The sequence below is a fragment of the Ruminococcoides intestinale genome (assembly GCF_040095935.1).
Lineage (GTDB): Bacteria > Bacillota > Clostridia > Oscillospirales > Acutalibacteraceae > Ruminococcoides > Ruminococcoides intestinale.
Genome location: NZ_JBBMFQ010000002.1, coordinates 111,032 through 128,073, shown reverse-complemented (window position 1 = coordinate 128,073; position 17,042 = coordinate 111,032). Strand labels below are relative to the sequence as shown.

Here is a 17,042-nt window from a genome sequence, read left to right as displayed (position 1 = left end):
TATTTATTCTCTTATGATAAAATAATCTTTGCGTCATTTTGGCGGATTTGTCTTAATTTCCGAATAACAGGGCATAACCGCATTGACATTTCGGAATATATTATTATGGGAAGTGATTATATGCCCGTACCGTTTGATTCACGAAAAATTTACTATCGTTCGCCGTTTGGTGCGGTTGAAGAGGGTACCAAGATTCATTTCAGAATTCTTTTGCCTAAGGCGGAGCATACACAAAAAGCACACTTGTGTGTAAAGTATGATTATGACTGCAATTGGGAATTTACCGAGCTTATCTGGTGCGGTAAATTTGACGAGGATACCGAAATTTGGGAGTGCGATTTTACCCCGAAAAAAATCGGACTTTATTGGTATAACTTTAAGCTTACTGCCATTGATAAAACAAGATATGTTATTCCGTCCGATCCGTATAAGGTCAGCACCATTGAAGACTATATGGGCAGAAGCTGGCAGATTACCTGCTACAAAAAAGGCTTTAAAACTCCCGGCTGGCTTGTCGGTGGAATTATGTATCAGATTTTTCCCGACCGTTTTTATTTCAGCGGTGAAGAAAAGAATATAAAGCGTACCGACTTCAAACGCAACAAGGATTGGTATGCTCTTCCCGAATGGAAACCCGATGAAAACGGAATGATTAAGAACAATGATTTCTTTATGGGCGACCTCAAGGGAATTACGATGAAGCTTGATTACCTTGAAAGCCTCGGTGTAAGCTGTATTTACCTTAATCCTATCAGCGAGGCATACTCAAACCACCGCTATGATACTGGCGACTACTCAAAGGTTGATCCGATTCTCGGAACGGAGGAAGATTTTAAGCACCTTTGCGCAGAGGCTAAAAAGAGGGGAATACACATCATAAATGACGGTGTGTTCTCTCATACGGGAAGTGACAGCGTTTACTTCAACCGTTACGGCAGATACGGCAAGGGCGGTGCGTATAATGACAAAAACTCACCGTATTTCAGTTGGTACAAATTCAACGAATGGCCGAACAATTACCAAAGCTGGTGGGGCTTTGATACTCTGCCCGAGGTTATTGAGGAAACTCCGTCATTCAACGAATATATCAACGGCAAAGACGGCATTGTCAGAAAATGGATGAAATGCGGTAACTCGGGTTGGCGACTTGATGTTGCAGATGAACTTCCCGATGTGTTCATTGAAAATCTACGCAAAGCAGTTAAGGACGAAAATCCGAACGCCTTTCTTGTAGGTGAAGTGTGGGAGGACGCAAGCAACAAGGAAAGCTACGGTGCAAGAAGAAAGTTCTTGCTCGGCGAACAGTTTGACTCCGTTATGAACTATGTGTTCAGGGATGCAATTCTCAACTTCTGCAAAGGTCAGCACGGCAAATACACAATGGATCTGATTATGAGCGTAATCGAAAATTATCCCCGTCCTGTTCTCAGAGTGCTGATGAATTCACTTTCGACTCACGATACCGAAAGAGCAATCACAGTTATGGCAGGCGAACCGCTTGACGGCAAGGACAGAGAATGGCAGGCTGACACTAAGCTTGATGACGAGCATAAAAAACTCGGTGTAAAGCTTTTAAAGGTTGCAAGTGCAATGCAGTTTACTCTCCCTGGATTTCCGTGTATTTATTACGGTGACGAGGCAGGAATGGAGGGATATCATGATCCGTTCAACCGTTGCTGTTATCCGTGGGGCAAAGAAAATAAGGAACTCATTGAATGGCACAAAAAACTTGCCGATGTCAGAAAAAGCTGTTCGGCATTGTGGGACGGCGATTTTATAAATGTTCTTTCGGAGGAAAGAAGAATTTCATACATCCGCCACGACAAAGATTCCGCTATTTTCTGCACATTCAATCTCTATGATTATGAAGTCGAGGCAAAAATGCCGCCCGGATATGCAGACGGCAAACCTGTTTTCGGTTCAAAGCTTGAGAACGGTATACTCACAATTCCGCCTATGTCCGCAGAATTTGTAGTTCTTGAACTCGGTAAATGATGTATATAGTATAAAACAGAATAAAATATAATTACAAGCGACAGAAATTAAACTGTCGCTTGTTTTGTTGCGGTATTTATATGTTTGTTATATTTGATTTGCCGACTTACTCATCTTCCGTTATCGGCGGAATAAAGCATTCTATCGCACTGCGAAGCTTGGGATGACGAATGACAAAATGGATTGCAGGCGTTTTTCCTTTGGACACCATCACCCATTGTCCCTCGTGAATTATAATTTTCAGATTATGAAATGCGTGCACCGTACTGCACTTTAATGTGTAATTCGGGTTCTGCTCCGCAAAAGCCATTGATTCTTTCAAATGGGCAGTATATTCCTCTTCGTTATACGGAATATCCTCTTCACAAAATATACCTGAAAGTTCCAGCATGGGAGGACTTTTCGTAAAATTTTCCTGTACAAAATCAAGTATCTCATCTTCAATTCTTTCATTTTCAAGAATTATTTTCATTCGCTGTCTTTGTGTTTTTGCGTACTCTTTTATCTTTTCTTTTAGCTCTGCATTAATATTGTTCCGTGTAAGAATACGGTTGAGAAGTTCATCGCTTATTGTGTACAACGGCAAAGAGGACAGAATACTGCGGCGTTTGCCTGCTGTTTTTGTATCGGCAAGAAGAAAGGCATTCAACTCATTTTTTCGTTCACTGCGGTAAATTTCCATTAAAGGATAGGCGTTTTTCAGCATTTCCTCGGCTCTTTTTCGGTAATATTCCACCTCACGCTTTACCTTTGTCAGATAGTATTTACCGTCGGCATGGTATCCGGCAACAGCTTCGCCCGAAAGTGCGGCAATTCCCGACACCTTCAAAAAATGCAGAAAGACATCATTCGGAGCATTCTTGAAATAGTAAGGAGAAATCTGCCCTGTCATATACATCGGTATCCAGCTTTCAAGACCAAGCATCATCTCATCAAAAGAACGGTCAAGATTATGTATTTGATGAAGATGCAGTCCTTTTTTTAGCATCATCGCCATACCGAACATCCATTTTTTTGGGAATTCCGGATCCTTTGCCATTTCCTTCATCGGCATATCGCTGTACATTATCACAGGGGCTGATGATTTTGAAAGCACGGTTGATTTCAAAAAATCAAGCTCGCTCTCCATCATTTCTTTTATACCGAAATATGTCTTGGAGGACGGAATCTGAAACGGTACGGACGGAACTTTCAGCTCATCAAACTTGATAACCTTGATATATTCGTTCAAATCGAAGTCATCCAGCTTGCTTAAAAATTTTGAAACGCTGTTGCCTTCGGCTTTTTGCACAGGCTGTTTCAAAAGCCAGCTTTTTATTTTTGCGTATCGAACCGACAAATCATAAATTTCATCAATATCACAGCCAATCAATTCTGCAACGGCACCGATTTCGGACTGCGTCTGCATTGTTCTTGTAACAAAGGAAGCAACCGCAGATGCAAACCGCTCGGCATCACCGGGCTTTCTTGAGCCGTTACGAATGCGAAAAATAGCAGACGCATCATAATTTGTGTACTGACACAACTGCGTCAGATTGACATTGAGTGCAGAGAGGAGTGTGTTGAAATTTTTCCGCAGTAACTCCTTGTCTGTGGATACAAAATCATCGCAGCTTACAAACGCTTTTTTACAGCTTCAGCGGTGATTTGCAACTCTCCTTTTTCTGCGGAAATCTGTGCCAGCGCACAGCATAAATCCTCAAAAGGCTTTGTTCCAAGCTCGGGTACTCGTTCGCCGTTTCTATATCGGCTGAGAGATGCCGCAGAAATGCCGGATAAATTACAGATATCTTTTCCCGTACAGGACAACTGCTCAATATAATCGTTTAATTTTTCAGAAAATTTCATAGATATCACTCCAAACGAGTTTGTTTTTAACAATGTTATAAGAGTATATTACAGAATAATTCCAAAATAGTCAATTGACTTTTTTGGAATTATGGTAAAATTGTGCGTAAAATATGCTAAAATAATGGTGAAATCTTTGACAGGTATACGGGGTTGTGTTCATCACAGCCAACCTGCCAATATGGCGGTAACGGACGGTAATAATACCAAACGGATACAGCCAAAAAACATTTTATGCGGCATTAGCCGTTGAAAGGAGAAGATGAATATGAAAAAAACAAAACCAAAAAAACTGTTGACTGTTCTGCTGGCTCTGTGCATGGTGCTGTCGATTGTGCCGATTACGGCGTTTGCGGCCGAGATCGAATTCCTTCCGCAGGGAGTAACATACCTTAATGACTTCAAGCACACATATCACACACAAGTCAATGTAACAGCCAATGTCTCCGTTAAGGATTCCAATGGCGCAGTGGTTGAAACCACACAAGTAAGTAAAAGCAGCGGTGAGTTTAATTTTATCACAGAAGGATTCCCAAGTGCCGAAGTGCTGCAGACAGCAGTGGGAAATCTTCAGACCGAGATTGAGACACCGTACAAAGCTAGGGGAACCGTTACAAGTGAAAATGAGAGTGCGGGGCCGATTATTGATCATTTTGAGAGTGCCTCTCTTTATACTTTTACGCCCACATCCGGCAATCCTGTTGATTTTAGTTCGGATTTAGAAGCGGCAAAGCAGTATTTCAATGAGCACTCGGATGCGACCGGTACTTTCACAGTGATTTGGGATGTTCACCAATATCAAATATATGATTATACCTATGACCTGACCGTGCAGGAAAACAGCCAGCCGACGAACACCATCCCTGTGGCGACGATTGAGAATGCGAAATTCAACTATCAGCCGGGTGATGCCCCACAGGCAACCGCCGAGGTATATAATGCCGATGCCGATAAATATGAAATTGACTATGAATGCTGGCAGGAATTCGAAAACAACGAACCCGTTGCCGCCTGGTATTCCGATAACGGCTCACATGGCTCTCTGCCGACCATCACAGAATTTGAAAGCGGCAAACGTTATGTGTATTCCCTTATGCTGAAGCCGAAGGATGGATATTCCTTCAACAGCGAAACCACCGTTACAGTGAATGGGGAAAGCGTAAAGTCAAGTCTGAGCGGAGAATTCCTGTATCTCCCTGCTGTTAAAACGATTACACCGACAAAACAAAACAGCACGCTCACTGCCATCGATGTTGAGAATGTGAAACTCGACTATCAGCCGGGTGATGCCCCGCGGGCGTCGGCCAAGAAGACAGGCACCAATCAGGACAAATATGATATTTCCTACGAGTGCTGGGAAAAGTGGGAGAAGGATGCCAATGACACCATGAACACTGTTGGCTATTGGTATTCCGATGAAAGCTGCTATTCGGACGGCGATGTTCGATTCAGCACCTTTGAAAAGGGCGGAAGATACAGATATTCCGTGAAACTTCAGGCGAAAGACGGCTATACCTTCGACAGTAATTTGACAAACAAAGAAAATGTCACATTGAACGGAGCAAGTCTGCCGTCGTTCGGTTCGTGGGTCATGGTGATGGATGATGGAAAAACTTGCCTCATTCAATATGGAACAGAGCTGCGCCCCGGTCAGGCTGTAGAGAAAATTGACTTTAATGCTCGTATCAACTTTATTGCCGGCGACAAACCGAGCTTTATGACCAGCGCCGTGGATCCGTTTATTGATCTCGACCATGAGCGTTGGGACGCCAATGACGGCAGTGGCTATGGCATTACCTCCAGCGACTACTGGAACGAGCGTTACAACGGCAAGCTCATTACGGAATTTGAAGCCGGAAAGAGTTACACCTATGGCGTATATTTCAAGATTTCCGACTTGGGCATGGAAGAGGGCTACCGCTTTGATAAGAACACAAAGCTCTATATCAACGGTGAAGAAATCACCCTGACACCCGATCAGATCAATGTAGACGATAACGGCGAAACCATTTGGTTCATGAATGTATTGACCATGACACCGACCACCGTGAAAGTTATTGATGTGGTGGAGATCAATGACGCCACTGTCAGCTTCAAGGACGGCGACAAGCCCGTTTTTACCGGCAAGAGTCCCGAAGGCGTGAAGTATGCATACAATTGCGAGTGGTGGGAACTGGACAGCAAAACCGGTGCGATTTCCGCAGATTTCTTCAGCGGTGCTTATGAAAACAAAATCACCGCTTTTGAAGCCGGGAAGACCTATCATTACGGTGTGTATGTGAAAGCTGTGGGCTATGTTGAAAGCGAAAATACCACTTATGTATTCGGACCCAACACCAAGCTGAAGATCAACGGCGAATTTGTGAATTATAAGCGCTATGAAGGCGATGCCAGCGATGGTTCTGACAGTACTATGTGGGTTCTCACTGATCTGACAATGACTCCTGCCGCAGACGGACATACACACAAGTACGGTACGGAATGGAAGTATGATGAAACAAATCATTGGCACGAATGTGAGTGCGGCAACAAGGCTGATATAACAGCTCACAACTTTAAATGGATTGTTGACAAGGAAGCCACAGCTACCGAAAAAGGCTCAAAGCATGAAGAATGCACCGTCTGCGGTTACAAAAAAACTGCCGTTGACATTCCGAAAATTGATTCACACAACCACAACTACGGCACAGAGTGGAAATATGACAGCACAAATCATTGGCACGAATGTGAATGCGGCAACAAGGCCGACATAACGGCTCACAACTATAAATGGATTGTTGACAAAGAAGCCACGGCTACCGAAAAAGGCTCAAAGCATGAAGAATGCACCGTCTGCGGTTACAAAAAGACTGCCGTTGATATTCCTGCAATCGGTTTTGGAAGCAGTTCGGATGACGAAGCAAATAAGCCGACAAACACCGTTTCTTCCGAAAGCAGTTCTGCTGACCAACTAAACAACACGGCAAATACTGCCTCGCCGAAAACAGGCAATACTGATAATATGATTTTGTGGATTGTCCTGCTGATTGCCGGCGGCGGTGCATTCATTACCGCAACGGCTGTTGACAGAAAGAAAAAGTAAAACAAATAACAGAAGAGATTAAACTATGAGGCGGCTATCGAAAACGATAGTCGCCTTGTCTTTTTGCAAAATTCATTTTTAATTTGCGTTTGTTGTTACCTGAGTTGCGTTTGCCACATAGCTTTCATACTCGTCAATGCCCCAGTTTTCTTTTACTTCATCAGAGATAGGAAAGGTGCGAAACAGCATTGTACTGCGTTCACTGTCTGCCTTATCCTCATTGGTGCTGAGGGCATAGACATTGCCGTTGTACCACAGCTCATTTGTATTTTCAAAGGTTGTAAGATAGAAAATATCCTGAATTGTGTCAACCCTATTAATGCCCATTCCGCTTACTGCGGCAGCCATTACGGCACTTTTCATCAGGATTGTATCGCTGTTATTTTTCTCGTTTTCAATCGAAACAAAGTTGCTCATTGTTGTTCCTAGACCGATATTCATAATATAATTTGTCTTTGTTTCAACAGAGGCTGTGAAGCTGATTTTATCGGCATCGTAGTAATAATACTGATACTCCGTTCCGTTTGCATCATTCTGAGGACTGCCGAGCATTTTCCAACCCTTTGGATTAATCATATCAAGATTACCCGCCTCTTTGAGCATTTCGTTGTAATTATATGTAAATTCTTCAAGAGTGATTGCGTAGCACATTCCGTTTACATTTTCACTTTCTTTGCGAATGTTCGGATTTTCTGTTACCTTTGCCTCATCAAGAGTAGAAAATTTATCGGGCGCATCTACTACACCCGAAACATCGGCATTCTTCTTGTCAGAACAGCCGAAAAGTGAAAGCATGAGGATTACCGCTACAATCAGAACTAAAGATTTTTTCATCAAATCACCAGATTTTCATATGTGTCAAAAACTCCACTTAAAAAAGTGGAGTTTTCTTATTTTTATCAATTATTCTTCCGTATTTTCTTCGGTTGAATCAGAAGTTTCACCCTCGTTATTTTCGGAAACTTCTTCTGTAGCCGCTTCTGACGGTTCGCCGTTTTCTGCGTTATCTTCGCTCTCGGCTGATTCATCATCTTCACCGTCAATGTGAGGAACACGGGCGATTGTTACAACCCTGTCGTCACCGTTTACTTTCATTACGGTTACACCCTTTGAAGGACGGGCACAAACACGGATTGATTCGGCGGCAATTCTGATAATAATGCCTTCTTCCGAGATGATAATAATATCATCGTCAAGGTTAACCACCTTGATAGCGGCAACATCGCCGTATTTTTCTGTGTGGTAGTTTGTAAGACCTTTACCTCCACGGCTCTGAACACGGTAATCATCGGGACTTGAAAGTCTGCCGTAGCCTGTTTCGGAAACTGTGAGAACAAGACCGCCCTCACGGACAACACTCATTCCGACTACGCAGTCGCCCTCTTTGAGAGCCATTGCCTTAACACCTCGAGCCTGTCTGCCCATTGCACGAATATCGGTTTCGTTAAAGCGGATAGCCATACCTTTCTTGGTAGCAATAATAACCTGACTGTTGCCGTCGGTCATTCTTACCCACGCAAGTTCGTCACCCTCGTTAAGTTCAAGAGCAATAAGACCGCCCTTTCTTGAGGTATTGTATGCATTGAGTTCAATACGCTTGATAATGCCCTGACGAGTGACCATAACAAGGTATTTTTCCTCGTCAAATTCAGGCACTCTTATCATTGAGGTTACCTTTTCATCAGGTGAAATCGGGATCAGATTTGCAATATTCACACCCTTTGACTGACGGCTTCCCTCGGGAACTTCATAGCATTTAAGACGATAAACTCTGCCCTTGTCGGTAAAGAACAGAACATAATCGTGTGAATTGATAACGAACATTTCAGCAGCAATATCTTCTTCACGGCGTGACATACCCGATACACCACGACCTCCTCTGCGCTGAATTTTGTAGGTATCGGCAGAAAGACGCTTTACATATCCAAACTGTGTAAGTGTAAGAACGCACTCCTCCTGCGGAATAAGATCCTCAATATCAACCTCACCGCTGACAGCACAAATTTCAGTTCTTCTCGGGTCGGCATATTTATTACGAATCTGCATAATTTCTTCTTTTACGATTTCAAGCTGTCTTGGCTCGCTTGCAAGAATTTCGAGATATTCTTCAATCTTTGCGTGGAGGGCTGCAATTTCATCCTCAATCTTAGTCTGCTCCATATTTGTGAGCTGTCCGAGACGCATCTGAACGATAGCCTGAGCCTGAACATCATCAAGACCGAAACGCTCCATAAGACCTGCTTTTGCGCTTGCAGTATCCTTGCTGTTTCTGATAATTTTGATTACCTCGTCAATGAAGTCAAGAGCAATCTTCAAGCCCTCAAGAATGTGGGCTCTGTCACGGGCTTTTTTGAGGTCAAAATCAGTACGGCGGCGAATAACCTCAGCCTGGAATTCAATATAGCATTGGAGCATTTCCTTGAGTGAAAGAATTTTAGGCTCGCCGTCAACGATAGAAAGCATAATTGCACCGAAGGTTGTCTGCAACTGCGTGTATGAGAACAGCTGGTTAAGAACAATCTGAGGTGAGGCATCTCTCTTGATGTCAATTTCAATGTGCATACCCTTACGGTCGGAATGATCCTCGATATTTGAAATTCCCTCAATTCTCTTATCCTTTACGAGGTCGGCAATGTTTTCAATAAGTCTTGCCTTGTTGACCTTGTACGGAAGCTCCGTAACGATAATTTTATATCTGCCGTTTTTAGCTTCGATAATTTCAGTCTTGGCTCTTACGGTAATTTTTCCTCGACCTGTTGCATAGGCGGCACGAATACCGCTTCTGCCCATGATAATACCGCCTGTCGGGAAGTCGGGTCCGGGCATACACTCCATAATCTCTGCAAGCTCGGCATCGGGATTGTCAATGAGAGTACAAACTGCATCAATTGTTTCACCGAGGTTATGGGGCGGAATTTCGGTTGCCATACCAACGGCAATACCGCTTGAACCGTTTACGAGAAGGTTTGGAAAACGGCTTGGAAGAACAGTCGGTTCTTTAAGACGGTCATCGTAGTTTGACATAAAGTCAACCGTGTTTTTCTCGATATCCGTGAGCATTTCAAGAGAAATTTTACTCATTCTTGCCTCTGTATAACGGTAAGCGGCAGGCGGATCACCGTCCACCGAACCGAAGTTACCGTGACCGTCAACAAGCATATATCTCATGGAAAAGTCCTGTGCAAGACGAACCATTGCGTCATAAACCGAGGCGTCACCGTGAGGGTGATACGAACCAAGCACCTGACCTACCGTGTCGGCACACTTGTGGTACGGCTTTGACGGATCAAGACCGATTTGATTCATTGTATAGAGTATTCTTCTGTGAACAGGTTTCAAACCGTCTCTGACATCGGGCAACGCACGGGAAACAATAACGCTCATGGAGTAGTCCAAAAAGCTTTTTCTCATTTCATTTTGCAGATCGACATCAATAATTCTCGAATTCTTGTTCTGATTCTGTTCGTTATCCATATTCTTTCCTCGCTTTTCAAGCTCTTGTTACTGTCTGTTCAATAATTTATAATAATGTTATTTTGGGTGCAGCGACACGCTGCTGTCAACTCGCTGTTAGAAGTGTTTTACTGCGGCTGAAATATCTTCGTAGAGTTTTGGAAAGCGTTTTTTGATGCTTGTGGGACGGAATGTTTTGGAATCTACAAAACCGTGTTCGGTTGTACCGTAGCCAAGTTCGGTTTCCGAACCGTCCTTTTCAATACGCTTTACCGTGTATGTAAAAATAATTCTTGCGGCTGTGATAGTCTGCACCCAAGTGCGGATAATCAGCTCGTCCTCATAAAGAGCAGGAATTCCAAAATGACAACTCAGGTTCAAAAGGGGAGTCATTACACCTGCATTTTCCATGTCTGTGTAGCTGATTCCGAACATTTTGATATAGTCATTTCTAGCTATTTCGTACCAAATCGGATAATTTGAGTGGTGTACAATTCCCATTCTATCCGTTTCTGCGTAACGAACTGTAACTTTTGTTCTTGCGTGCATAAAATCACCCCGTTTTTAAAATTTTGGTTTATCGTAATATATCAAACATCGAGATTCTGTACATACTTTGCATTTTTCTCAATGAAATCTCTTCTCGGCTCAACCTTGTCACCCATAAGAATTGTGAAGGTTTCGTCTGCCTGTTCTGCATCGCTGAGATCAACACGGAGCATAAGTCTTGTTTCGGGATTCATTGTTGTTTCCCAAAGCTGCTCGGAGTCCATCTCACCAAGACCTTTGTATCGCTGAACTTCGGTTTTACCCTCAATTTGAGCCAGAATTTGGTCACGCTCAAGGTCCGAATACGCATATTTATGCTCTTTGCCCTTTGAAATTCTAAAGAGAGGCGGCTGAGCAATGTAAACATGGCCCTCTTCGATAAGCGGACGCATATATCTGAAAAAGAAAGTTAAAAGAAGGGTTCTGATGTGCGAACCGTCAACATCGGCATCCGCCATAATGATAACCTTGTCGTATCTGAGCTTTGCAATATCAAATTCATCACCTATGCCTGTGCCGAGCGCAGTGATAACGGGCATAAGCTTGTCATTTCCGTAAACTCTGTCAATTCTTGCTTTTTCAACATTGAGCATTTTACCCCAAAGAGGGAGGATAGCCTGAATTCTTCTGTCACGGCCGCCTTTTGCTGAACCGCCCGCAGAATCACCCTCGACTATGAAGATTTCTGTTTCGCTGCTGTCTTTTGACTGGCAGTCGGCAAGCTTACCCGGAAGCTGTGCGGAGTCAAGCGGAGATTTTCTTCTTGCATTTTCCCTTGCTTTTCTTGCAGCCTCTCTTGCTCTTGACGACGCAAGCGCCTTTTCAAAAATTACCTTTGCAACAGCAGGATTTTCTTCGAGATAAACAGAAAGCTTATCCCTCATAAGGCGGTCAACCATAGCTCTTACCTCGGTATTACCGAGTTTTGCCTTGGTCTGTCCTTCAAACTGAGCCTCTTTGAGCTTTACACTGACAATTGCGGTAAGTCCTTCACGGACATCTTCACCGCTGAGGTTCTTATCATTGTCCTTCAATTTTCCGAACTTTCTTGCATAGTCATTCATAACATAGGTGAGTGCTCTTTTGAAGCCTTCTTCATGAGTACCGCCGTCGGTTGTATGAATGTTGTTTGCAAAAGTGAGCAGATTTTCGTTGTAGCTTTCGTTGTACTGGAGTGCAATTTCAACCGCAATCGTATCATCTGCGTTTCTTGACGCAAAGTAAATTACATCGGGATGAATAACTTCAAGAGAACGCTTTTTGTGAATATACTCAACAAAGCTCTTGATACCGCCCTCATAGACAAAGTTATTCTGAATAATATTTTCAAGGTCACGCTCGTCACGAAGCTCAATGTGAACACCTGCATTGAGAAATGCCTGTTCACGAAGTCTTCTTTCCAAAACGCTGTAATCGTAAACCGTGGTTTCTTTAAAAATTTCAGGGTCGGCTTTAAAGCGTACTTCCGTACCCTTAACATCAGACTTGCCGATTTTTTGAAGGTCGGTTACAATTTTTCCTCTTTCATAACGCTGGAAGTAAACATCCTCGCCGTCACAAACCTTGACTTCGAGCCACTCGGAAAGTGCGTTTACAACAGACGCACCTACGCCGTGCAAACCGCCCGAAACCTTGTAACCGCCTCCGCCGAATTTTCCGCCGGCGTGGAGAACTGTGAATACAACCGTTACGGCAGGGAGTCCTGTTTTGCTGTTGACACCGACAGGAATACCACGGCCGTTATCGGTTACTCTGATTATATCGCCCTTTTCGATGACAACATCAATTTTTGTACAATAACCTGCAAGTGCTTCGTCAATTGAGTTATCTACGATTTCGTAAACAAGGTGGTGAAGTCCTCTCGGTCCTGTTGAACCGATGTACATACCGGGACGCTTTCTTACAGCCTCAAGTCCTTCAAGAACCTGAATTTCATCTGCGCCGTATTCCTGTTCAACCTTTGAAAGCTCCATACCCTCGGATTCGCCGTCAAATTCAACCAATTTTTCAGCCTCAATCTCTTTTTCGTAGGCTTCATCAATGGCTTCATCGTTTATATTTTCGTTGGTTTCATCAATATTTTCATTCATATTTTCGTTGTTTTCAAGATTATCCAAAACACTTACCTCCGTTTATTCGATGAACGAACAGCGTTTTTGTTCGTTTGTTTTTTCTGCTGTTTTTTTGATATTTGAATATTTTCGCTTTTTTGAGCGTCTGCTCCGAATTTTCTGAATTTTGTAAAAAACGGCACAAAAAGCAGAAAAAACAGTATAAGTACGATATTTGTAATCATCAACGCTATCACATTTGTGCCTGAAAAAGCCGTCATTTCAAAGATATTGACGAAAATTCCTATCACAACTGCAATCAAAAATAAAATCCAAAGTCCCGAAAATGAGGTTTTGAACTGCTTTTTGCAGTGATAGCAGGTGTGAATTTTTGTATTTAAGCTCTTCCTTACATCACCGTAACGATAAATTGCGTGACAATGCGGGCATACGGGCAGTCTGAACACAATATCACCCGTTAAAACTTTCTGTTCACGGAATAACGGTTGCCGTCATCCGTTTTTTTATTTTCTGAAGCTTCCTCGGAATTTATGTAGTGTCTGCTTCTGTTCACCGTATGGTGCTGGGGCATTTCGGAGTGAATCTTTTTGAGTGTTGCTCCGCTTGACGCATGATTCTCGCTTGTATTGTTAATCACGGAAACATATTCCTGCTTTTCAAAAGACGATGAATCGGAAGAAATCTCATTTGAATCAAGTCTTTGTCTTGCGGCATTTCTTTCGGCTCTGATTTTATTAAATACATCCGTGTTAATTTCAAAATTATCATCGGTATCATTCTGCTGAGGAGTGATACTCGGAAAAGTATAGTTTTCATCCTCGTCAAGTTCCGAGGTAAGAAGATTGTCTGAATAAGCGATGCCTGCTTTTTTTGCCTCCATAGACTTACGGTATTTCTTGTACGGCTCATAGTGAACGAAGTTCGGTGAAGCTGCCGTAAAAATTATAAGCGGAATCGCAACGAGTAAAATTCCGAGAGGATTGCTCACAAGGCCTGCAAGAATCCAACCTGCCATTATTGCAAGAGAAATTACCACAGCAACAATAAAAAACAAAATTACCTTCTTATCAACTGCAACCTTGCTCTCTTTTCCGCACTTTTGGCAGATATATTCTGCTTTTCTTCTGCTTGCAAACGATGAGGTATATGAAATTCTTCTTCCGCAGTAGGGGCATTTTCTCATTTTCATACACAGAACTCCTTTTTATATCCGTATCAACGGTACATAAGCTCCTTATAGGGAGATTGACTTCTTTTTATGAGTGTTTTTGATGAAAGCTGGCTGATATAAACGGTAATTTTGCCGTTCTTTTCACAGACAACAAAGGATTTCGGCAATTCAAACGAAACATTTACAACTCTGCCTCTTTTTTCGGCGGCAGTAAGATAATCCCTTGTCTTTTTTGACACTGTACACTCGTCCATATCAAAAATTCCGATAACCGTTTCGGTTGTGATAACGGTGTCCTGTCCGAGATGAAGGTACATCAGCTCACCTCTCCGTTGTTCAGCAGAAAGATTTTTCCGTCTTTAAGCTGTTCTTTATTCGACTTTTCACAGCAGGTAATAAACACCTGACATCCGTGAAGTTCGTTAAGTAAAAAATCCTGTCTTTTTGCATCAAGCTCAGAAAGCACATCATCAAGCAGAATAACGGGTTCTTCGCCCATTCTTTCACGCAATACAGACGCCTCGGCAAGCTTCAGCGACAGAACCGCACTTCGCTGTTGTCCCTGAGATGCAAAAGCTCTGGCATTTTTACCGTTTATTATAATTTCAATATCATCACGATGAGGACCGTAATTTGTAAAACCCGTCCTTATATCGTCACTCTTGTGTTTTTCAAGTTTATACTTGAGTTTTTCATAAATTTCACCGACCGTATCATCCTCGGAGGCTTCATATCCCGACATATAACGGATTTTCAGCTCTTCTTTGCCTTTTGAAATTCCGTTATGATATTCAACGGCACGGTCGGAAAGCATTTTTACATAGTCGATTCTGTTTTTTACAAGCACTGCGCCGCTTTTCAAAAGCGGTTCATCCCATACGGGAAGTGTGTCCGCAAGTGACGGCCGCCTGTAAATGTCTTTCAAAAGCGAATTTCTTTGATTGAGAATCCTGTTGTATTTTGAGAGAACAACCGCATTTTTGAGCTTTTCACGACAGATTGCGCTGTCAATAAATTTTCTCCGCTCACCCGGACCTCTTTTTATAAGGCTGAGGTGTTCGGGAGAAAATACAACGGCGCAAAACCGTTCAATCAGTGCGGCGGCTGAATTTTTCTGCACACCGTTGATTTCAACGGACTTTTTTCCGCCCCTGAAAAGAATTTTTGCTGTTTGCTCACGCTCCTGACCGAGAAAACGCATCTCAATCCTCGCAAAATTCTCATCCCAATTGATAATTTCGCTGTCCTTTGAACCTCTGAAGCTGTGACCTCCGCAAAAAAACCACAGTGCCTCAAGCAAATTTGTCTTTCCCTGAGCATTGTCACCGTAAATTATATTTACTCCGTCACAAGGAGTGATTATATTGTCCTTTAAATTTCTGTAATTTTCAAATTTAAGAGCAATTACCTTCACTTACTTCATCAATCCCAAAGTTATTCAACGATTATTTCAAGACCGTCAAACACAGCCGTGTCGCCGACACGCATTTTTTTGCCTCTCATTGTGCAGATCTCACCGTTTACGGTAACATCTCCGTTCTGAATTACAACTTTTGCCTGTCCGCCGGTTTCAACCGCACCGCCGAGTTTAAGTAAATCCTGCAATTTTATGTATTCGCTGTCAATTTTAATTTTCTCAGTTTTCATTTGCCAACCTCATCGGAACAACTATGCTCAGATAGCTGTCACCCTTAACGGGTTTTACAATCATTGCCGTAAGTGAACCGTTGAGAATAAGCTTAATCTCATCGGTATCGGCATTTTTTAAAGCGTCAAGAAGGTATCTGTTGTTAAAGCCGATTTCAACCGACTCTCCGATGATAGGAACAGAGATTACATCATTGGCTCTGCCTACTGCGGATGTGCATGAAAGTTTAATTTCATCATCCGAAAAAATGCATCTTACCGGGCTTTGGATTCTATCGTTGTTCAAAAGCGACATTCTTTCAACTGCATCAATAATTGTTCTTGTATTGATAACTACCTCAGTTTTTGTCTCTTTCGGAATTGCAGACTTGTATTCTATGAATGTGCCCTCGATAAGACGGGAGATAATTCTGTAATTTTTGATTTTGAATGTGATATGTCGCTGACCGATGATAATTTCCGTATTTTCTTCGTCATCGGTGAGGAGTTTAAGCACCTCATGCTGAGTTTTTCCCGGAACAACAAAACGGTTTTTGCTTTCGCTGTCTACATTTTCACTGCGAATTGCCATTCTGTAACCGTCAATGGCAATAATTTTGAATACACCGTCCTCAATTTCGTAAAGTGAACCTGTGTAAATAGGCTTTGCCGTGTTTTCGCTTACTGCGTAGACTGTCTGTCTGATCATATCACGCAGAATTTTTGCGTTGAGAGTGATTCTGTCAGTCTGTTCAAATGACGGAAGGTCGGGATATTCAACAGATGACATACCGACAATCTGATAATTAACCTTTCCGCAGGCAATGTATGTAACCATACGCTCATCGGTTTCGATAAAGACAATCTCTTCGGGAAGTCGGCGTACAATATCAAGAAACAGCTTTGCGCTTACGACAATTTCGCCTTCTTCTTTGATTGTTGCCTCAATATCGGTTGTTATACCGATTTCTAGGTTGTAACCTGAAATATTCAGTGTGTTACCGTATGCTTTTATAAGAACGCCTTCAAGTGCAGGAATTGATGCCTTTGTTGACACAGCTCTTGACACATTGGATATGGCTGTTGCCAAATCGGAGCGCAAACATGAAATTTTCATCGGGTGCATTCTCTCCTGTCTTTTTATTAATATTTTTATTGTAGTAGTAGTAGGGGATGTCAAAATGTCAAAAAGCGGTGAGATTCCGCATTGACACTGAAAAAAAGCATAAACAAAAGATTTTTTCGA

At 42.6% G+C, this 17,042-nt stretch carries 14 protein-coding genes; 2 read left to right on the top strand and 12 right to left on the bottom strand.

The genetic code is table 11. The features are described 5' to 3' along the window. The first annotated feature begins 105 nt into the window (after positions 1-105). Positions 106-1,995 (top strand): glycoside hydrolase family 13 protein, encoded by a 1,890-nt coding sequence (locus tag WMO31_RS04330; RefSeq protein WP_367999273.1) that lies wholly within the window; start codon positions 106-108, stop codon positions 1,993-1,995. A 106-nt stretch (positions 1,996-2,101) separates the two neighbouring features. On the opposite strand, the gene WMO31_RS04325 is transcribed toward WMO31_RS04330, so the two are convergent. Together WMO31_RS04325 and WMO31_RS04320 are read right to left on the bottom strand one after the other, a co-directional pair. After that, positions 2,102-3,520 carry a hypothetical protein gene (locus WMO31_RS04325; RefSeq protein WP_367999272.1) on the bottom strand — a complete coding sequence of 473 codons (1,419 nt, stop codon included), beginning with the start codon at positions 3,518-3,520 and terminating at the stop codon, positions 2,102-2,104. Between the two features lie 89 nt (positions 3,521-3,609). Continuing rightward, a complete protein-coding gene (locus WMO31_RS04320) occupies positions 3,610-3,843 on the bottom strand; it encodes a hypothetical protein (RefSeq protein ID WP_367999271.1) in 234 nt (77 codons plus the stop codon). Between the two features lie 268 nt (positions 3,844-4,111). Between WMO31_RS04320 and WMO31_RS04315 the strand changes: the two genes are divergently transcribed. Next, positions 4,112-6,925 carry a hypothetical protein gene (locus WMO31_RS04315; RefSeq protein ID WP_367999270.1) on the top strand — a complete coding sequence of 938 codons (2,814 nt, stop codon included), beginning with the start codon at positions 4,112-4,114 and terminating at the stop codon, positions 6,923-6,925. A 78-nt stretch (positions 6,926-7,003) separates the two neighbouring features. Here the strand turns inward: WMO31_RS04315 and WMO31_RS04310 are convergent, their stop codons facing one another. The 10 genes from WMO31_RS04310 to dnaN form a co-directional block, all read right to left on the bottom strand. After that, positions 7,004-7,759 (bottom strand): hypothetical protein, encoded by a 756-nt coding sequence (locus WMO31_RS04310; protein WP_367999269.1) that lies wholly within the window; start codon positions 7,757-7,759, stop codon positions 7,004-7,006. A gap of 69 nt (positions 7,760-7,828) precedes the next feature. Continuing rightward, the gene (gene gyrA, locus WMO31_RS04305; RefSeq protein ID WP_367999268.1) at positions 7,829-10,399 is read right to left on the bottom strand and encodes a DNA gyrase subunit A; all 2,571 of its coding nucleotides are present in this window, start codon (positions 10,397-10,399) and stop codon (positions 7,829-7,831) included. A gap of 96 nt (positions 10,400-10,495) precedes the next feature. Then, positions 10,496-10,927, bottom strand: a complete 432-nt coding sequence (locus WMO31_RS04300) for an acyl-CoA thioesterase (RefSeq protein WP_021883881.1) — start codon at positions 10,925-10,927, stop codon at positions 10,496-10,498. A 41-nt stretch (positions 10,928-10,968) separates the two neighbouring features. Then, on the bottom strand, positions 10,969-12,900 hold the full coding sequence (gyrB, locus tag WMO31_RS04295; protein WP_242956377.1) for a DNA topoisomerase (ATP-hydrolyzing) subunit B: 1,932 nt from the start codon (positions 12,898-12,900) through the stop codon (positions 10,969-10,971). Positions 12,901-13,049: 149 nt separating this feature from the next. Then, the gene (locus WMO31_RS04290) at positions 13,050-13,445 is read right to left on the bottom strand and encodes a hypothetical protein (RefSeq protein WP_101105802.1); all 396 of its coding nucleotides are present in this window, start codon (positions 13,443-13,445) and stop codon (positions 13,050-13,052) included. Between the two features lie 11 nt (positions 13,446-13,456). Further along, on the bottom strand, positions 13,457-14,188 hold the full coding sequence (locus WMO31_RS04285; RefSeq protein WP_046432312.1) for a hypothetical protein: 732 nt from the start codon (positions 14,186-14,188) through the stop codon (positions 13,457-13,459). Between the two features lie 26 nt (positions 14,189-14,214). Then, on the bottom strand, positions 14,215-14,487 hold the full coding sequence (gene remB / locus WMO31_RS04280) for an extracellular matrix regulator RemB (RefSeq protein WP_015523018.1): 273 nt from the start codon (positions 14,485-14,487) through the stop codon (positions 14,215-14,217). Then, positions 14,487-15,584: a DNA replication/repair protein RecF gene (gene recF / locus WMO31_RS04275; protein WP_295245449.1), complete on the bottom strand. Its 1,098-nt coding sequence runs from the start codon at positions 15,582-15,584 to the stop codon at positions 14,487-14,489. Before recF ends, remB begins: the two co-directional genes overlap by 1 nt. 20 nt (positions 15,585-15,604) lie before the next feature. Next, positions 15,605-15,817, bottom strand: coding sequence for an RNA-binding S4 domain-containing protein (locus WMO31_RS04270; RefSeq protein WP_015523017.1), 213 nt, complete (start codon positions 15,815-15,817; stop codon positions 15,605-15,607). Then, positions 15,807-16,913 (bottom strand): DNA polymerase III subunit beta, encoded by a 1,107-nt coding sequence (gene dnaN / locus WMO31_RS04265; RefSeq protein WP_015523016.1) that lies wholly within the window; start codon positions 16,911-16,913, stop codon positions 15,807-15,809. The genes WMO31_RS04270 and dnaN overlap by 11 nt, the downstream gene beginning before the upstream one ends. Positions 16,914-17,042 lie beyond the last annotated feature (129 nt).